General features: G+C 74.0%; 16 protein-coding genes. 4 read left to right on the forward strand and 12 right to left on the reverse strand.

The genetic code is table 11. From position 1 onward, the window contains the following. Positions 1-11 precede the first annotated feature (11 nt). The 3 genes from OHA34_RS13315 to OHA34_RS13325 all read right to left on the reverse strand — a co-directional run bounded on the left by OHA34_RS13315 (position 12) and on the right by OHA34_RS13325 (position 2,667). The gene (locus tag OHA34_RS13315; RefSeq protein WP_329521756.1) at positions 12-1,484 is read right to left on the reverse strand and encodes a sensor histidine kinase; all 1,473 of its coding nucleotides are present in this window, start codon (positions 1,482-1,484) and stop codon (positions 12-14) included. A 137-nt stretch (positions 1,485-1,621) separates the two neighbouring features. Beyond that, on the reverse strand, positions 1,622-2,149 hold the full coding sequence (locus tag OHA34_RS13320; RefSeq protein WP_285944182.1) for a flavin reductase family protein: 528 nt from the start codon (positions 2,147-2,149) through the stop codon (positions 1,622-1,624). Further along, positions 2,146-2,667 carry an NADPH-dependent FMN reductase gene (locus tag OHA34_RS13325; protein ID WP_285944181.1) on the reverse strand — a complete coding sequence of 174 codons (522 nt, stop codon included), beginning with the start codon at positions 2,665-2,667 and terminating at the stop codon, positions 2,146-2,148. Before OHA34_RS13325 ends, OHA34_RS13320 begins: the two co-directional genes overlap by 4 nt. A gap of 345 nt (positions 2,668-3,012) precedes the next feature. Here OHA34_RS13325 and OHA34_RS13330 point away from each other — a divergent pair, with 345 nt between their 5' ends. Beyond that, entirely contained in the window at positions 3,013-4,239 is a 1,227-nt protein-coding gene (locus OHA34_RS13330) for a serine/threonine-protein kinase (protein WP_329521757.1), read from the forward strand. An 89-nt stretch (positions 4,240-4,328) separates the two neighbouring features. Here OHA34_RS13330 and OHA34_RS13335 read toward each other — a convergent pair whose 3' ends face one another. Beyond that, positions 4,329-5,447 carry a PP2C family protein-serine/threonine phosphatase gene (locus tag OHA34_RS13335; protein WP_285944179.1) on the reverse strand — a complete coding sequence of 373 codons (1,119 nt, stop codon included), beginning with the start codon at positions 5,445-5,447 and terminating at the stop codon, positions 4,329-4,331. Positions 5,448-5,698: 251 nt separating this feature from the next. Here OHA34_RS13335 and OHA34_RS13340 point away from each other — a divergent pair, with 251 nt between their 5' ends. Continuing rightward, complete coding sequence (locus OHA34_RS13340; RefSeq protein WP_285944178.1) at positions 5,699-5,878, forward strand: hypothetical protein; 180 nt, start codon at positions 5,699-5,701, stop codon at positions 5,876-5,878. A gap of 45 nt (positions 5,879-5,923) precedes the next feature. Here OHA34_RS13340 and OHA34_RS13345 read toward each other — a convergent pair whose 3' ends face one another. The 8 genes from OHA34_RS13345 to OHA34_RS13380 all read right to left on the reverse strand — a co-directional run bounded on the left by OHA34_RS13345 (position 5,924) and on the right by OHA34_RS13380 (position 12,133). Continuing rightward, positions 5,924-6,400, reverse strand: coding sequence for a ribose-5-phosphate isomerase (locus OHA34_RS13345; protein ID WP_285944177.1), 477 nt, complete (start codon positions 6,398-6,400; stop codon positions 5,924-5,926). A 43-nt stretch (positions 6,401-6,443) separates the two neighbouring features. After that, positions 6,444-7,619, reverse strand: coding sequence for a hypothetical protein (locus OHA34_RS13350; RefSeq protein ID WP_329521758.1), 1,176 nt, complete (start codon positions 7,617-7,619; stop codon positions 6,444-6,446). Between the two features lie 64 nt (positions 7,620-7,683). Beyond that, positions 7,684-8,619, reverse strand: coding sequence for an ATP-binding protein (locus OHA34_RS13355; RefSeq protein ID WP_285944175.1), 936 nt, complete (start codon positions 8,617-8,619; stop codon positions 7,684-7,686). A gap of 166 nt (positions 8,620-8,785) precedes the next feature. Beyond that, a complete protein-coding gene (locus tag OHA34_RS13360; RefSeq protein WP_285944174.1) occupies positions 8,786-9,538 on the reverse strand; it encodes an energy-coupling factor ABC transporter ATP-binding protein in 753 nt (250 codons plus the stop codon). Further along, complete coding sequence (gene cbiQ, locus OHA34_RS13365; RefSeq protein WP_285944173.1) at positions 9,535-10,299, reverse strand: cobalt ECF transporter T component CbiQ; 765 nt, start codon at positions 10,297-10,299, stop codon at positions 9,535-9,537. Before cbiQ ends, OHA34_RS13360 begins: the two co-directional genes overlap by 4 nt. Further along, positions 10,300-10,605, reverse strand: a complete 306-nt coding sequence (locus OHA34_RS13370; RefSeq protein ID WP_285944172.1) for a PDGLE domain-containing protein — start codon at positions 10,603-10,605, stop codon at positions 10,300-10,302. A gap of 14 nt (positions 10,606-10,619) precedes the next feature. Beyond that, the gene (locus OHA34_RS13375; RefSeq protein ID WP_329521759.1) at positions 10,620-11,360 is read right to left on the reverse strand and encodes an energy-coupling factor ABC transporter permease; all 741 of its coding nucleotides are present in this window, start codon (positions 11,358-11,360) and stop codon (positions 10,620-10,622) included. A gap of 158 nt (positions 11,361-11,518) precedes the next feature. Next, entirely contained in the window at positions 11,519-12,133 is a 615-nt protein-coding gene (locus OHA34_RS13380) for a mycothiol-dependent nitroreductase Rv2466c family protein (protein ID WP_329521760.1), read from the reverse strand. Between the two features lie 236 nt (positions 12,134-12,369). Between OHA34_RS13380 and pepN the strand changes: the two genes are divergently transcribed. Both pepN and OHA34_RS13390 read left to right on the forward strand, forming a co-directional pair. Beyond that, on the forward strand, positions 12,370-14,901 hold the full coding sequence (gene pepN / locus OHA34_RS13385; protein ID WP_329521761.1) for an aminopeptidase N: 2,532 nt from the start codon (positions 12,370-12,372) through the stop codon (positions 14,899-14,901). Positions 14,902-15,014: 113 nt separating this feature from the next. Continuing rightward, a complete protein-coding gene (locus OHA34_RS13390) occupies positions 15,015-16,007 on the forward strand; it encodes a hypothetical protein (RefSeq protein ID WP_285944168.1) in 993 nt (330 codons plus the stop codon). The last annotated feature ends 25 nt before the right edge of the window (positions 16,008-16,032 follow it).

Raw genomic sequence — 16,032 nt, forward strand, 5'->3', positions numbered from 1 at the left:
ACTTCTCATCTTCAATCCGGGCGGCGGGTTTTGTCCGCGCCGGACAAGGGGAGCCGCAACACGAGCCGCGCACCCCCTGCGCCCGCACCACCTGCGCCCGCACCACCACCGCCAGGCTCGCCCCCGCCGGGCTCGGCGGGCTCGGCGGGCTCGGCGGGCTCGGCGGGCTCGGCGGCGACGAGGGCGCCCCCGTGCTCGATCGCGATGTCACGGGAGATGGGCAGGCCGAGCCCGCTCCCGGCACGGTCCCGCTCGCGGCCCTCCGGCAGACGCTGGAAGCGCTGGAAGATCCGCTCCCGGTCCTCCGGCGCGATGCCCGAACCGTCGTCGGTCACCTCCAGCACCGCCTCCCGCCCCTCGGCCGTGACGGTCACCCGCACCTCGGAACGCGCGTGCCGTGCGGCGTTGTCGAGCAGGTTGGTGAGCACCCTGACCAGGTGGGGACGGGTGCCGAGCACCACCACCCCGTCGTCCGCCCGGGTCGTGACCGGCACCCGCCGTCCCCCGCGGGCGGCCTCCTCGCGGGCGAGCGCGCCGAGGTCCACCCGCTCGCGGTCGGCCGGCACGTGCGCGTCCAGCCTGGCCAGCAGCAGCAGGTCCGAGACGATCCGCTGCAACCGGTCGGCGTCGCCCAGCGCCGCCCGCGCCACATCCGGCCAGTCCTCATCGGCGGGGTGCTCGAGGGCCGCCTCCAGTTGGGTGCGCAGCCCGGTGAGCGGGCTGCGCAGCTCGTGCGAGGCGTCGGCGACGAACGCGAGATGCCGCTCCACGAGCGCCTCCAGCCGGTGCAGCGTCAGGTTCACCGACTCGGCCAGCCCGTTGATCTCGTCATGGGAGTCCGGGACGGTCACCCGGCGGTCCGGCCGGCCTCCGGTGATCTCGGCGAGCTCGGCGCTCATCACCCCGACGGGGCGCAGCGCCCGCCGCACCGCCCGCCAGACGATCCAGGCCATCGCGCCCGTGGCCAGCACGACCACGAGCGCGAGGTAGCCGATGAACGCGCCCCTGCTCTCGGTCAGCGCGTTGAGCGGCGCGCCGGCGTGCACGATCCGCGGTCCCGCGCGGGTCTGCACCCGGAGCGTCACCACGTAGGCGGAGCGGGCCACTCCGGGGATGTCGGCGTCCGAGGTCACGGGCCGTCCGGGAACGCCGGGGACGCGGACGCGCAGCGCCTCCTGCCCGGTCAGCGCGCTGCTCGAGGCGAGCACCCGGCCCGAGCCGTCGACGATCTGGAGCAGGGGGAAGTCGACGTCCCGGACCGGCAGCGTGCCGATCACCTCGGACTCGCGCGCGATCTCGGCCAGGTCGGCGGCCACCAGGTCGCCCCGCTCGCGCAGGCCGTCGTACACCGTCTTGCGGATCACCAGGTAGAAGGCGACGACCCCGACCGCCAGCAGGAGCCCCACGATCAGCGTCGCGGTGGCCGTCACCCGGGTGCGCAGGGTCCGGCGCGAGAAGGGCCGGCGCAGCGCGTGGACCCGCATCCGCGGCGCCCCTCCCCCCCCTGCCATCGCGCACGGCGGCCCGCGCCGCGCTGCGTCCAGCGCCTGGAGGGTGGGCGCAGAAGTGGATGTAACCGAGCCGCCGTCCGGCGAAACCCCGGCGGCGGCGCGCGGCCCGATCAGCCGCGGCGCCGGTGCGCGGCGAACCGGCCGAACCGGCCGCGGTGGTAGAGCAGCGGGGCGGTTCCGGCCGCGCCGAGCTCCACCGCGACGACCCGGCCGACGACCAGCAGATGGTCACCGATCTCCTGGACCGAGTGCCAGCCGCAGCGCAGCCGGACCGCGGCGCCGTCGAGCAGCGGCTCGCCCGCGGGGCCGCGCCGCCAGCGGGTGGGCGCGGCGAACCGGTCCACGTCGCGTGCGGCGAACCGGCCGGCGACCTCGGCCTGGTCGTGGCCGAGCACGTTCACCGCGAACGCCGGTGCCGCGCGCAGCCGCGGGAAGGTGGACGAGGAGACCGCCACGTAGAACGACACCAGCGGCGGGGCGAGGCTGACCGAGGTGAACGAGGTGGCGGTGAGCCCGGCGGGGCCGCCGGACGCGGGCTGCGAGGTGACCACCACGACGCCGGCCGCGTGCCGGGCCAGCGCGTCGCGGAAGGAGTCGCCGGTGACCGGGACGGGCCGTGCCTGCATCGTCCCGGTCACCGGCCGGTCCCCGCCGTAAGAGCGCCCCGAACGGCGGGGACGACGAGGCCGGCCCACTCCGCGGCGACGGAGTCGAGCCGGTCGAGTTCGGACTCGAGCAGCGCCAGCCCCGGCGTCGGGACGGTGGCGCCGAGCTCGACGAGCAGCGGCCGGAGGTGGACCTCCACGGCCAGCGCGTGCCGCGGCGACCCGAGGAGCAGCAGCGGCAGCGCGGCCTTGCCGGTCAGCGAACCGGCGGCGAAGCGGTCGAGGAAGACCTTGAGCAGCCCGGTGTAGGTGCCCTTGTAGGTGGGGCTGGCGACCAGGAGCACGTCGGCCTCGGCGACCTTGGCGTGGGCCGCGCGCACGGCGGGCCCGGGATCGGCGCACAGCAGGTCGGGCGCGAGGTCGGACAGTTCGACGGGGTCGGGCGTGCCGGGGATCCCGGCCGCCCTCGCGACGGCGCCCGCCGCCGCGAGGGCGGCGCGGGCGGTGCGGGAGGCGGGGCGGGGGTTGCCGATGATGACCACGAAGCTCACGGGCCCATCCTGCCCCCAGATTTCCCACTAAGTCAATAGGTTATATCGGGAAGCCGGCGCCGATGCCCGCACGGACGACGCCTCCCACCCCTGGGGTGCCGTCCGCGCGGGCATCGCCTTCGATGCCGCCAGCCGCCGGGGCTCCGCGCGCCGAGGAGGATCCGTCGGAGCCCGCCGCCTGCCGAACTGGTGCCCAGTCTGCCCGGCGTCCGTGCACGCGGTGAAACATCCGCGTGACGATCGCGTTTCGCGTTCCCGGAAGCGATTTCACACGACCGCGAACCTTACTTTGCCCACAAACGGGGATGCAGGGACAGAAGCACAGAAAGGGGTCGAGAGGTACATATGCGTACGCATCAGTCCCGCTCCCCGTCCGACGACGTACGGCCGCTCGAGTCCCGCGATCCGCGGACGGTCGGGGGCTACCCCCTGCTCGGCCGGATCGGCGCGGGCGGGATGGGCACCGTCTACCTGGGCCGGGACCCGGGGTCCGGCGAGCGCGTCGCAGTGAAGACGCTGCACCCCCATCTCACCGGCGACCCGGCCTACCTGGAGCGGTTCCGCGACGAGGCCGTGCTCGCCGCCCGCGTCGCCTCGTTCTGCACCGCCCGCGTGCTGGCGCGCGGGGAGGACGACGGCCGCCCGTACATCATCAGCGACTACGTGGGCGGCATGTCGCTGCTCCACCGGGTCGTCCGCGGCGGGCCGATGCCCGCCGCGGACCTGCACGGCGTGGCGGTCGGCGTGGCCTCCGCGCTCGCCGCGATCCACTCCGCCGGGCTCGTCCACCGCGACCTCAAGCCCGCCAACGTGATGCTCACCCTGTCGGGCTGCCGGGTGATCGACTTCGGCATCGCGCGGCCCCGGGACGCCCCGGGCTCGTACGCCTCCTCGGGCCCGGTGCTCGGCACACCCGGCTGGATGTCGCCGGAGGTGATCCGGGGCGGCGCCGCGTCCCCCGCCGCGGACGTCTTCGCGTGGGGCTGCATGGTCGCCTACGCGGGCACCGGGCGGCTCCCCTTCGGAGAAGGCGACGCCTCGGCCGTCGCGCTCCGCATGCTCTACGAGGAACCAGACCTCACCGGGCTGCCACGCGAACTCGTCCCCGCCGTCCGGTCGGCCCTCGCCAAGCCACCCCGCGAGCGGCCCGAGGCCGCCGACCTGCTGCTCACCCTCATCGAACGGACCGAGCCCGCCGCCGTCCCCGAACTCGGCGCCGCCCCCGACCCGCACCCGCGCGCGACGGAGAGGGCCGCCGAGTCCACCGCCGCCTGGTCGCCGGCAGAGTCGTTCGCCTCCACGGACGCCGAGATGTCTCGGCGTCCGTGCGCGATCCGGCACCGCACCATGCCCCAGCGGGCCCTCAGGCCGCGCCTGCTGGCCGGGGCCGGCGCCGTCCTGCTGGCGAGCAGCCTCGCCCTCGGCATGGGCGGGAGGGACGGCGACGAGCCCGCCGCGCCCGACACACCCAAGCCCGCGGCGTCCGTCCCGCCCATCAAACAGGCGGGCGTCCTCCGGCCGCGGAAGAGCAAGCCCCAGATCGAACACAAAGAACGCCACCACCGCCGCTGACCGGACCCGCAGCCGGGCTGTGCGGCGGTACGGCCCGCCGGCTGCGCCGCGCGCGCCGGTGCGCCGCGCGCACCGATGCACCGGGAGGGTCAGGTGCGCCAGATCAGGACGAGGGCGCAGTCGTCGTCGCGGGCCGCGGCCATCCGCTCGACCAGTTCCCTGGCCCCCTTGCGGAACCCCACCGGGACGAGCCGCTCGGCCTCGCCGAGGAGGCCGTCGATGCCGGCGTCCAGGTCGCGGCCCGGGGACTCGACCAGCCCGTCGGTGTAGAGCAGCAGCGCGTCGCCCGGCCGCAGCAGCCCTCGCTCGGGAAGGCACTGCAGGTCGGGGACGACTCCCAGCACCACGCCCTTGGCCGGGCTGACCTTCCAGTTCCCGCTGCCCGCGTCGAACTGCACCGCGGGCGGGTGCCCGGCCGACTCGACGGTGTACTCGCCCGTCTTGAGGTCGACCACGACGTGCACCGCCGTGACGAACCCCTCGTCCCACCGCTGCCGTTGCAGATAGTCGTTGCAGGCGGGCAGGAACCGCTCGGGCTGGATCGATCCAAGCAGGCCGCCGAACGCGCCCGACAGCATGAGCGCGCGGGTGCCCGCGTCGGTGCCCTTGCCCGAGACGTCGACGAGCGCCACCTCCAGCGTGTCGCCGTCGCTCGCCGACACCACGAAGTCGCCGCCGAACGAGGACCCGCCCGCCTGGAGCAGCACCACCTGGGTGTCCCAGCCGTCCGGCAGCTCGGGCATCTCGCCCTGCCTGCGCAGCCGGTCGCGCAGCTCCAGCAGCATCGAGTCGCCGCGCAGCCCCTGCACGCCGAGCTGCTGCCGGGTGCGGGCCAGGGTGACCGCGAGCACCGCCGTGATCACCAGCGTGGCGATCATGCCGGGGCCGACCGCGTCGCTGTCGTACCAGGCGTCGTAGGCGACCATCACCACGACAACGCCGAGCAGCGCCGCCAGGCTGCGCACCTTGAGCAGCAGGCCGCCGCCGAGGACGGTGAGCACCAGCGCGCCCGACGGCGCCCAGCCGCGCGGGTCGGTCGCCGCCGCGAGGCCGATCACGACCGCCAGGATCGCCAGCGCCGCGAAGACGTGCCGGTCGCGGGTCAGCTTCCCGCGCAGCAGCCACCGGTAGACGCGCACCAGGATCGGGATCCTGCGCAGGAAGACGCGCACTCTCGGCGGGAGCAGTTGCACCAGACGTTGAAGCATGACTCCGGCACTGTATCGAGCATCCGTCCCGACCGGCGGGCATCCGCGCCACCGGTGACCCCCCGCGACGATCCTGCGAAGATCCGGCGCGGATGGCGACCGAGAGTGAGCGGAGCGCCACTCCGGACGCGCGCCGAAGGCCCCCGCGCGGTGCCGGACGACGCGGGACGTCGCCTCAGGGCCTTGCCCCGGACCCGGTCCCCGGGTGTCCAATGGCCCGAGGACGCAGGCGACGACGAGGAGGCGGAACCGTGACACAGACGGGCATGCGCATCACTGTGGACGCGGCCATGCGGGCGCGGGACGTGTCCCGTCCCCGGCCCGAGGGCGAGGCGCCCCCGCCGCCCAAGGCCGCCGAGCCCGCCAAGCGGACCAAGGCGGCCAAGAACGAGCGCCGCCGGCTCGGCAAGCGCGGCGCCCGTCCCCGCTAAGCGGCGCCCGTCCCCGCTGAGCGGCGCCCGTCCCCGCTGAGCGGCTCAGCCCTCTCTGGGGAGCGGCGGCAGCTCGCCGGTGTGCTCGAACGCGCTGAGCATCTTGATCCGGCGGGTGTGCCGCTGCTCCTTGGAGTAGGCGGTGTCCAGGAACAGCTGGACGAACCCCGTCGCGGTGGCCGCGTCGTGCTGCCGCGACCCGAGGCTGATGACGTTGGCGTCATTGTGCTCGCGGGCGAGGACGGCGGTGTCGTCGTTCCAGACCAGCGCGGCCCGGACCCCCTTGACCTTGTTCGCGGCGATCGCCTCGCCGTTGCCCGAGCCGCCGATCACGATGCCGAGGCTGCCGGGCTCGGCGGCGGTGCGCTCGGCCGCCCGCAGCACGAACGGCGGGTAGTCGTCGACGGCGTCGTACTCGAACGCCCCGCAGTCGACCGGCTCGTACCCGTTCGCCGTCAGCCAGGCGACCAGGTGCTCCTTCAGTTCGAAACCGGCATGGTCGCATCCAAGAAACACGCGCATGCGCCGATTCTCGCAGGTCTGCGCGCGTGCCCTAGCCGCCGGGTCACTGTGGCGGCGCCAGAGGCGGTTCGCCCCCTGCCCGGGCGGGGTCGACCATGGTCTCGTCCGCCGGACCGCCCTTCCCTGCGGCCTCCCCGCCTTCCGGTGCGTCGTCCTGTGGGGCGTCATGCGGGGCGTCCTGTGGGGCGTCCTGCGGCGGGTCGGCGGCGGCGGCCGGTCCCTCGGGCTCCGCGCCCCCAGCGGACAGGGGCTGGGCCGGTTCGACGACCGCGACGGCGTCGTCCTCAGCCGACGGCACGGGGCCCGCGGCCGGATCCGGCGTGGACGGTGCGGACGACCCGGGTGACCCGGGCACGGCGGACGGTGCCGGTGGAGAAGGCGGTACAGGCGGCGCAGGCGCGGCGGGCGCAGCGGACGGCGCGGCCGGAGGCAGTGCCTGGGGCGGGACGGCGCCGGGCCGCTGTTGCACGGGAACATTCCCCCAGCCGGGCTGCGCGTACCCGCCCTGCGGATAGCCCTGCTGGGGTGGTCCCGCCTGCGGGTACCCGCTCTGGGGCGGTCCCGGCGGGGGGTATTCGCCCTGGGCCGGGCCCGCCGCCCCCGGCGGCATGTAGGGCATGGCCGCCGGGTGCTGCACGGGGAACGGCTGCTGCTGCATCGGCATGCCGCCGTGCCGGACCGCCGCGGGCCCGGGCGCCCGGATGATGAGGAAGGCCACCAGGACGCCGACGCCGGCGAGCCATCCGTAGAAGAACCCGAACCCGAGGCCGTGCTCCACTCCCTGCCAGATCATCTGCATCCTCGCCCGGCCGGACGGGAAGTCCAGCACCGGGCCCATCAGGAACCCGCGCAGCAGCCCGGCCAGGCCGCCGGCGACGAGGGTGGCCCACCAGCCGAGCACCAGCGCACCGAACAGGCCGCCGCGCGGTTCGAGCGGGCGGACGCCGGCCAGCACCAGAGCCGCCACCAGCACCAGGAACAGCATCGTGGTGAAATCGACGGTGGCGACGAGGCCGAACGTGTTGATGTGCCCGCCGACGCCCGTCAGCCGCCACTCCGGGAACCGCAGCCAGTCGAGCAGCGGACCGAGACCGGTGCGCATCTCGACGTCGTTCCTGACGACCGCCTCGCTGACCCACTGATTGCCGACCAGCAGCGCGAGCAGGGCCAGCGGCCCGGTCGCGCCGATCACCATCGCGAACACCCTGCGCGCCGTCATGGCGGGCCACAGTAGTGCGGATCATCGACCGCCGGTAGGGGGAGCGGCACCGCCGGGAAGGGCCTCACACGGGGTAGCGGAAGCCGGGATCGACCTGTTCCTCCAGCTCGGCGCGCAGCGCCGGGTCGGTCCGGCTCCGCGCGTTCCGGAGGTGGAATTCCACTCCCTGCGCGCGGAACCTCTCCCAGTCCTTCCGGCGGGCGTCGACGGCGTCGCGCATCAGGTCGAGCGCGGCCCGCTCGGCGTCCTCCAGGACGACGTCGTCGCGGCCCTGCTCCAAGGCCCGCACGGCGGCGGACTGGCCGAGCCAGGTCAGCAGGTCGTCGCCGACGTGCGCGCGCAGGTAGGCGAGGTCGTCGTCGTCCTGCACCTTGTTGCCGACCACCGCGATGGCCACGCCGTAGTCGCGGGCGTACTCGGTGTACTGCCGGTACACGCCGACGCCCTTGCGGGTGGGCTCGGCCACCAGGAACATCAGGTCGAACCGGGTGAACAGCCCGGAGGCGAACGAGTCGGCGCCGGCCGTCATGTCCGCGACGACGTACTCGCCCGGCCCGTCCACCAGGTGGTTGAGGTAGAGCTCCACCGCCCCCGTCTTGGCGTGGTAGCAGGACACCCCGAGGTCGTCGTCGCTGAACGGCCCGGTGGCCAGCAGCGTCACGCCGTCGACCTCCTGGCCGAGCGCGTGGAACGGGTCGTCGCCGCCGAGTCCGAGCAGCCGGGAGCCGTCTCCCGGCGGGGTCGTCTTGACCATGGCCGAGGCCGAGGCGATCCGCGGGTTGGCGCCGCGCAGCCAGTCCTTGAGCTCGGGCAGCCGCTCCCCCAGCGCCGGGATCTTCGCGGCGCGCTCCTCGTCCAGCCCGAGGGCGACGGCGAGGTGCTGGTTGATGTCGGCGTCGATGGCGGCCACCGGCAGTCCCCGCGCGGCGAGGTGCCGGACGAACAGCGACGCCAGGGTGGTCTTGCCGCTGCCGCCCTTGCCGACGAACGCAACCTTCACGAAAGCCCCCGTTTCGGATATGAAAACCATTGCCACTTGCCGGAGCTGCCGAGTCTTGCGGACCCCGGACGGCGAAGCAAGCCCATCCCCGGGCCGGAGGGCTCGCATCAGCGGCGGACGAAGGATCCGCGTCGGCGAGGGCCAGGGTGAGAGCGAGGGGGCTGTGTCAGCGGCGGGCGGCTGCGGGGTCGAAGCCGAAGGGGAGCTCCAGGCGGTGGGCGCGCAGGAGGTCCTCGTCGGTGAGCAGGTCGGCCGTCGGAGCGTCGGCGGCGATCACCCCGCCGGACAGGATCAGTGAGCGCGGGCACAGCTGGGCCGCGTACGGCATGTCGTGCGTGACCATCAGCACCGTCACGTCCAGCCCGAGCAGGATCTCGGCGAGCTCGCGGCGGCTGGCGGGATCGAGGTTGGAGGACGGCTCGTCCAGCACGAGGATCTCGGGCTCCATGGCGAGCACCGTGGCGACGGCGACGCGGCGGCGCTGGCCGAAGCTGAGGTGCTGGGGCGGGCGACCCGCGACCTCCAGCATCCCGACGCGGGCGAGCGCGGATTCCACCCTGCCGTCCAGCTCGGCGCCGCGCATGCCGAGGTTGGCCGGGCCGAACGCGACGTCCTCGCGCACCGTGGGCATGAAGAGCTGGTCGTCGGGGTCCTGGAAGACGATGCCGACGCGGCGGCGGATCTCGCGCAGCGACTTCTTGTCCTTGGGGTCCACCGCGAGCCCGCCGACCCGCACCTCGCCGAGGCCGCCGTGCAGGATGCCGTTCAGGTGCAGGACGAGGGTGGTCTTGCCGGCGCCGTTCGGCCCGAGCAGCGCGACGCGCTCGCCGCGCCCGATCGTGACGTCGACGCCGTAGAGGGCCTGGGTGCCGTCGGGATAGGCGTAGGCCAGCCCGCGGACCTCGAGGGATGGGGTCATGCCGCCATCCAAGCAGCCAGCGTGACCGCGGCCGCGGCCAGTGGCAGCGCGGCGGCCAGGGACCACTGCGCGGCCGAGGCGCCGACGTCGTGCAGCACGGGCATGCGGCCGTCGTAGCCGCGGCTGACCATGGCGAGGTGGACGCGCTCGCCCCGTTCGTAGGAGCGCAGGAACAGCGCGCCGACCGACTTGGCGAGCACGCCGGCGTCGCGCAGGTCGCGGGGCTCGAACCCGCGGGAGGCGCGTGCCACCCGCATCCGGGCGAACTCCGCGGTGACCACGTCGCCGTACCGCAGCATGAACGTGGCGATCTGCGTGATGAGCTGCGGCATCCGGAGCCGTTCGATGCCGAGGAGCAGCACCCGCGGCTCGGTGGTGGCGGCGAGCAGGATGGAGGCGATCACGCCGAGGGTGCCCTTGGCGAGGATGTTCCAGGCGCCCCAGAGCCCGCTCTCGCTGAGCCGCAGCCCGAGCACGGCGACCTTGTCGCCGTTCGCGACGAACGGCATCAGGAACGCGAACGCCACGAACGGCACCTCGATGACGATCCGGCGCAGCACCAGCCCGAGCGGGACGCGGGCGCCGACGGCGACCGCGCCGAGCAGCAGCGCGTACGCCCCGAAGGCCCAGATCCGCTCGCGCGGTGTCGCGACGACCAGGAGCACGAACGCCAGAACGGCGACCAGCTTGCACTGCGGCGCCAGGCGGTGCACCGGCGAGTCGCCGGCCACGTAGAGCCGGTGCGCGTGCCCGGCGCCCACTCAGGAATCCCGGGAGTGGTCGCGGCGGCGCACGACCCAGAAGAGGCCGCCGCCGACGACGAGCACGGCGCCGACGCCGATCACGCCCGCGAGGCCGCCGGAGAGCCGGGAGTCGCCGACCCCCTTGATGCCGTAGTCGCTGAGCGGGGAGTGCTGGAGGGTGTGGTCCCTCTCCTTGGCGTCGATGCCCTTGTCCGCGGCGACCTTCTCCAGGCCGTCGGGGCTGCCGCTGGCGTAGTAGCTGACGATCCCCGCGAGGACGAGGGACACCAGCAGGAATCCGACGAAGAAGCGCTTGGTGGTCATGGTCGTCACCCTCCTCAGGCGCTCGCGCCGGACGGCCTGGCCGGGCCCTCGGCGGGACGGTCCGCGGGCCCGCCGCCCGGGGCTCCGGTGCGCAGCTCCAGCGGTTTGATCAGCTCGCGCGCCCCGTACACCAGGTCGGGGCGGACGGCGAGCACGCTGGACACGGTGACGGCGGTGATCAGCGCCTCGCCGAGGCCGATCAGCACGTGCACGCCGATCATCGCGGCGGCGACCTTGCCGACCGACACGTCGGTGGTGCCGCCGATCGCGTAGATCAGGGTGAACACGGCGGCCGAGCAGGGCACCGAGACGACCGCGGCGACGAACGACGCCCCGCCGACGGAGGCCCGTGTCTTCGGCAGCACCCGCAGCAGCAGCCGGAAGAGCCCGTACCCGACGAGCACGGTCGCCAGGGCCATGGTGATGACGTTGACGCCGAGCGCGGTGAGGCCGCCGTCGGCGAACAGCAGCGCTTGCATCAGGAGCACCACCGAGACGCAGAGCACCCCGGTGTAGGGCCCGACGAGGATCGCGGCGAGCGTCCCGCCGAGAAGGTGGCCGCTGGTGCCCGACGCGACCGGGAAGTTCAGCATCTGCGCGGCGAACACGAACGCCGCGGTCAGCCCGGCCAGCGGGGCGGTGCGGTCGTCGAGCTCGCGGCGGGCGCCGCGCAGCGCCACCGCCACCCCGGCGACGGCCACCGCGCCCGCGGCGATCGACACCGGGGCGTCAATGAATCCGTCCGGTACGTGCATGTCCCTCACCGCCCCTACCTGTTCGTTCGGTAGGTCCAGTTTGGGGGCACAAGTGTGGCAGTTGCAAGAGATTCGCAACTGCTACGTTCCAGCGTGTTCCGGCCCTCCGGGCCGCCGGCCCGGAGGCGGCGCCCCGGCGAAGCGGCCGGCGGGGCCGCTCAGTCGAAGATCGGGTCCGCCGTCCGGGTCCGCTTGAGCTCGAAGAAGCCGGGTGTGGACGCCACGGCCACCACGCCGTCGAACAGCGCGGCGGCGGCCTCGCCGCGCGGGATCGGCGACATGACCGGGCCGAAGAACGCGCTGCCGGCGACCTCGATCACCGGGGTGCCGACGTCCTGGCCGACGCGGTCGATGCCGTCCCGGTGCGAGGCGCGGACGGCCTCGTCGAACTCCCCCGACTCGGCGGCGGCGGCGAGCGCCGGATCCAGGCCCGCCGCGGTCAGCGCGGCCTCGAACGTCCCGCGGTCCAGCGGCAGCTTCTCCTGGTACCGGCGGGTGCCGATCTCGGTGTAGAGGCGGCCGAGGACCTCGGGGCCGTACGCGCGCTCCGCGGCGGCGCAGACCCGGACCGGGCCCCACGCGTCGGCGAGCATCCGCCGGTAGTCGTCCGAGATGTCCTTGTCCTCGTTCAGCACCGCCAGGCTCATCACGTGCCAGCGGACCTCGATCGGCCGCAGCCGCTCCACCTCCAGGATCCAGCGCGAGGTGATCCAGGCCCAGGGGCACTTGGGGTCGAACCAGAAGTCCACGGGCGTGCGGGCGTCCTTCGACAACGTTGCCTCCTTGGCTGATCTGCGTCCGTTCCAGACAACTCGGACGGCGCCCCGCCCATTCCCGGCGCCCGGCACTCGCGGGGCCCTTCCCACGGCGCCCATTTCCACAGGTCCCGCACACCGTCGCGACGGCGCGGCCACGGGTTGACGCGCCGCACGGTCGCGGACCGGCTGTGGTTGGTAGACATGGGGTATCCAGATACGGGAACCCAGGTACAAGATCTCAAGGAGTACACGTGGCAGGCAACCTCACGCGCGACGAGGCGCGGGAACGGGCCCGGCTGCTCACCGTCGAGTCGTACGCGGTCGAGCTGGACCTCACGACGGGTGGGGAACGGTTCGGCTCCACCACCGTGGTGCGCTTCGGTTGCGCCGAGGCGGGCGCGTCGACCTTCGTCGACCTGGCCGGCGCCGAGGTGCGGGAGGTGTCGCTCAACGGGACGGCGCTCGACCCGGCCGCCTACGACGCCGCCAAGGGCCGCGTCCCGCTGCCGGACCTGGCCGCCGACAACGAGCTGCGCGTCGTCGCCGACTGCGCGTACTCCCGGTCGGGCGAGGGCCTGCACCGTTTCGTCGATCCGGTGGACCAGAGCGTGTACCTGTACTCGCAGTTCGAGACGGCCGACGCGCACCGCATGTTCACCTGCTTCGACCAGCCCGACCTGAAGGCCGCGTTCGAGCTGACGGTCGTCGCGCCGGACGGCTGGGAGGTCGTCACCAACGAGGCCCCCGACGCGATCGAGGGGAACCGCCTGCACTTCCCGGCGACCCCGCCGATCTCGACCTACATCACCGCGCTGGTCGCCGGCCCGTACCACGTGGTGCGGGACGAGTACCGGCGCGAGGACGGCAGCGTGATCCCGCTCGGCGTGTTCTGCCGGGCCTCGCTCGCCGAGCACCTGGACGCGGGCGCGATCCTGGACGTGACACGGCAGGGGTTCGCCTACTTCGAGCGGGTCTTCGACCGCCCGTACCCGTTCAGCAAGTACGACCAGCTGTTCGTGCCGGAGTTCAACGCGGGCGCGATGGAGAACGCGGGCTGCGTGACGTTCCTGGAGGACTACGTCTTCCGGTCGCGGGTCACCGACGCGGCCTACGAGCGGCGCGCCGAGACGATCCTGCACGAGATGGCGCACATGTGGTTCGGCGACCTGGTCACCATGCGCTGGTGGGACGACCTGTGGCTGAACGAGTCGTTCGCGACGTACATGAGCGTGCTGTGCCAGTCCGAGGCGACCAAGTGGACCAGCTCGTGGACCAGCTTCGCCAACCTGATGAAGGCGTGGGCGTACCGGCAGGACCAGCTCCCGTCCACGCACCCGATCGCCGCCGACATCCCCGACATCCGCGCGGTCGAGGTCAACTTCGACGGCATCACCTACGCCAAGGGCGCCAGCGTCCTCAAGCAGCTCGTGGCCTACGTCGGGCGCGACAACTTCCTGGAGGGCGTGCGGCGCTACTTCCGGCGGCACGCATGGGGCAACACGGTCCTGGCCGATCTCCTCGACGCGCTCGAGGAGACCTCGGGCCGCGACCTGGCGTCCTGGTCGAAGGAGTGGCTGGAGACCGCCGAGGTCAACACGCTGCGCCCGGTGTACGAGGTCGACGGCGACGGGAACTTCACCTCGTTCGCCGTCGCGCAGGAGGCCAAGGAGGACTACCCGACGCTGCGGTCGCACCGCGTCGCGATCGGCCTGTACGACCGCACCCCTGAGGGCATCGTCCGGCGGCGGCGGGTCGAGCTCGACGTGGTGGGCGCGCGCACCGAGGTGCCCGCGCTGGTCGGCGACAAGCGCCCCGACCTGGTGCTGGTCAACGACGACGACCTCACCTACGCCAAGATCCGGCTCGACCCGCACTCACTGGACACGCTCGTCGAGGGCATCGGCGACATCAAGGAGGGGCTGCCCCGCGCCCTGTGCTGGTCGGCGGCGTGGGACATGACCCGCGACGCCGAGATGGCCACCCGCGACTACGTCAAGCTGGTCGTCCGGGGCATCCGCGGCGTCGGCGACATCTCCGTCACCCAGACCCTGCTCCGCCAGGCCCGGACCGCCGTGCAGCAGTACGCCGACCCGGAATGGCGGCCCGAGGGCTTCGCGCTGATGGCGGACGCGCTGCACGAGCTGGCGCTGGACTCCGCCCCCGGTTCCGACCTCCAGCTCGCCTACACGCAGGCGTTCACGGGCGTCGCGACCTCCGCGGAGCACCTGGCGCTCGTCCGCGCCCTGCTGGACGGCTCCACGGTCCTGGACGGCCTCACGGTCGACACCGACCTGCGCTGGTCGCTGCTGCGCCGGCTGGTCGTGACCGGCGAGGCGGGCGAGTCCGAGATCGACGCCGAGCTGAAGCGCGACCCGACCGCCGCGGGCGAGCGGGCAGCCGCGTCCTGCCGGGCCGCGATCCCGGACGCGGGGGCCAAGGCCGCCGCCTGGGAGCGGATCATCGGCGGGACGCTGCCGAACGCGGTCTACCGGGCGACGCTCGGCGGGTTCGTCGAGCCCGAGCAGGCCGACCTGCTGGTGCCGTACGCCGACCGGTACTTCGCCGAGGTCGGCCGGATCTGGACGGAATGGAGCAGCGACATGGCGCAGACGTTCGCCGAGGCCGCCTACCCGTTCCTGGTCGTCGAGCAGTCCACGGTCGACCGCACCGAGTCCTACATCGCCGAGCAGAAGCCGCCTGCCGCGCTGGTCCGCCTCCTGTCGGAGGGCCGCGACGGCGTCGCCCGCGCCTTGCGCGCCCGCGCGAGGGACCGGTCCGCCTGACCCTGACCCGGCCGGACCCGGACCGGGTCCGGCCGGGCCGACCCGCCGTGATCATGTGATCGTTTCCGCCTCGATCGCCTGATCACGGCGGGCCGGGTGGGAGGGTTGAGGCCGTGGAGACCGCGCGGGACGTTCTGACGGCACTGGCGAGACGGCACGCCTTCGGCGATCTGGAGGCCCTGGTCACCGGCGACGGGCTGGCCCCGGCCGCGGCGCCGGTCGCGGCGCTGTGCGCGTTCGGGCAGCGCCTGCTCGATCTGGACGCCGAGGACTTCGGCATGCCCGAGGCCGTCGGCGAGGTCCCCAAGGACCTGCTCGACCGGGCCCGCGCCAGCCGGATGCCGCAGGCCCCCAAGGAGCGCCCGCGCGGCGCGCTGGCCAGCCTGCGCCCCGCCTACTCCCTCCTGCTGGAGGTGATCGCCATCCGCTGGTACCGCCGCGAGATGGCGGCGCTGGTCGCCGCGGTCCACATCGCCAGCGAGTACCTGGCGCTGCTGGCCTGGGAGCCGGTGCTCGGCCACGCGGGCGACCCCGCGCTGCTGGGCGCGTCGGTGGACGGCCCCGGAAGCCGCTTCGGCGCCGCCCTCGAGCCGGGCGCCGAGCGCACCTGCGACCACACCCGTCCAGAGCGTTCGGCCTGCGAGCGCGCCCTCCGCGTCGCCAAGGAGCCCCCTCCGGGCTGGCGCGCCTACCTCGACCGGCAGCACAGCCAGGTCGCCCAGGCGCTCGGCGACTGCGCGTCCCGGTGCCGCACCCCCTGCACGGTGATGGGCCGCATCGACGGCCCGGCCCGCGCCGGGCTCGTCGAGCGCTGCAAGCTGGCGGCCGAGTTCACCGACGGCGCCCTGGTCAGGCTGAGGCACGCGGCCCCCGTCGGACACGGCTTCGGGGTCCCCTCCCCCGAGGAGGTGCAGACGGCCTGGGCCCGCGCCCGCGCGTCCCTGCGGCGCCGGCCCCTCGGCAAGGCCGCCCTGCACGGCACCGACGACGACCCGTACCCGCTGCCGGGGCTGCCCGCGCTGTTCTCGGCCATCGGCGACGCCGAACTCGTCCCCGACAACCTCCTCGACGACGTCAGCAACCGGATCCGCGCCGCCCTCGCCTAACCGGCGTCGGCGGCCCGAGCGGCCC

Origin of the sequence: Spirillospora sp. NBC_01491 (assembly GCF_036227065.1) — a bacterium.
In the GTDB taxonomy this organism is placed as follows: Bacteria; Actinomycetota; Actinomycetes; order Streptosporangiales; family Streptosporangiaceae; genus Spirillospora; species Spirillospora xylanilytica.

Coding starts and splice junctions, on each gene's coding strand:
- OHA34_RS13375 (WP_329521759.1), bottom strand. CDS start 11,360: ATGCACGTACCGGACGGATTCATTGACGCCCCGGTGTCGATCGCCGCG.
- OHA34_RS13345 (WP_285944177.1), bottom strand. CDS start 6,400: ATGCGCGTGTTTCTTGGATGCGACCATGCCGGTTTCGAACTGAAGGAG.
- OHA34_RS13350 (WP_329521758.1), bottom strand. CDS start 7,619: ATGACGGCGCGCAGGGTGTTCGCGATGGTGATCGGCGCGACCGGGCCG.
- OHA34_RS13335 (WP_285944179.1), bottom strand. CDS start 5,447: ATGCTTCAACGTCTGGTGCAACTGCTCCCGCCGAGAGTGCGCGTCTTC.
- OHA34_RS13360 (WP_285944174.1), bottom strand. CDS start 9,538: ATGACCCCATCCCTCGAGGTCCGCGGGCTGGCCTACGCCTATCCCGAC.
- OHA34_RS13370 (WP_285944172.1), bottom strand. CDS start 10,605: ATGACCACCAAGCGCTTCTTCGTCGGATTCCTGCTGGTGTCCCTCGTC.
- OHA34_RS13315 (WP_329521756.1), bottom strand. CDS start 1,484: ATGCGGGTCCACGCGCTGCGCCGGCCCTTCTCGCGCCGGACCCTGCGC.
- OHA34_RS13330 (WP_329521757.1), top strand. CDS start 3,013: ATGCGTACGCATCAGTCCCGCTCCCCGTCCGACGACGTACGGCCGCTC.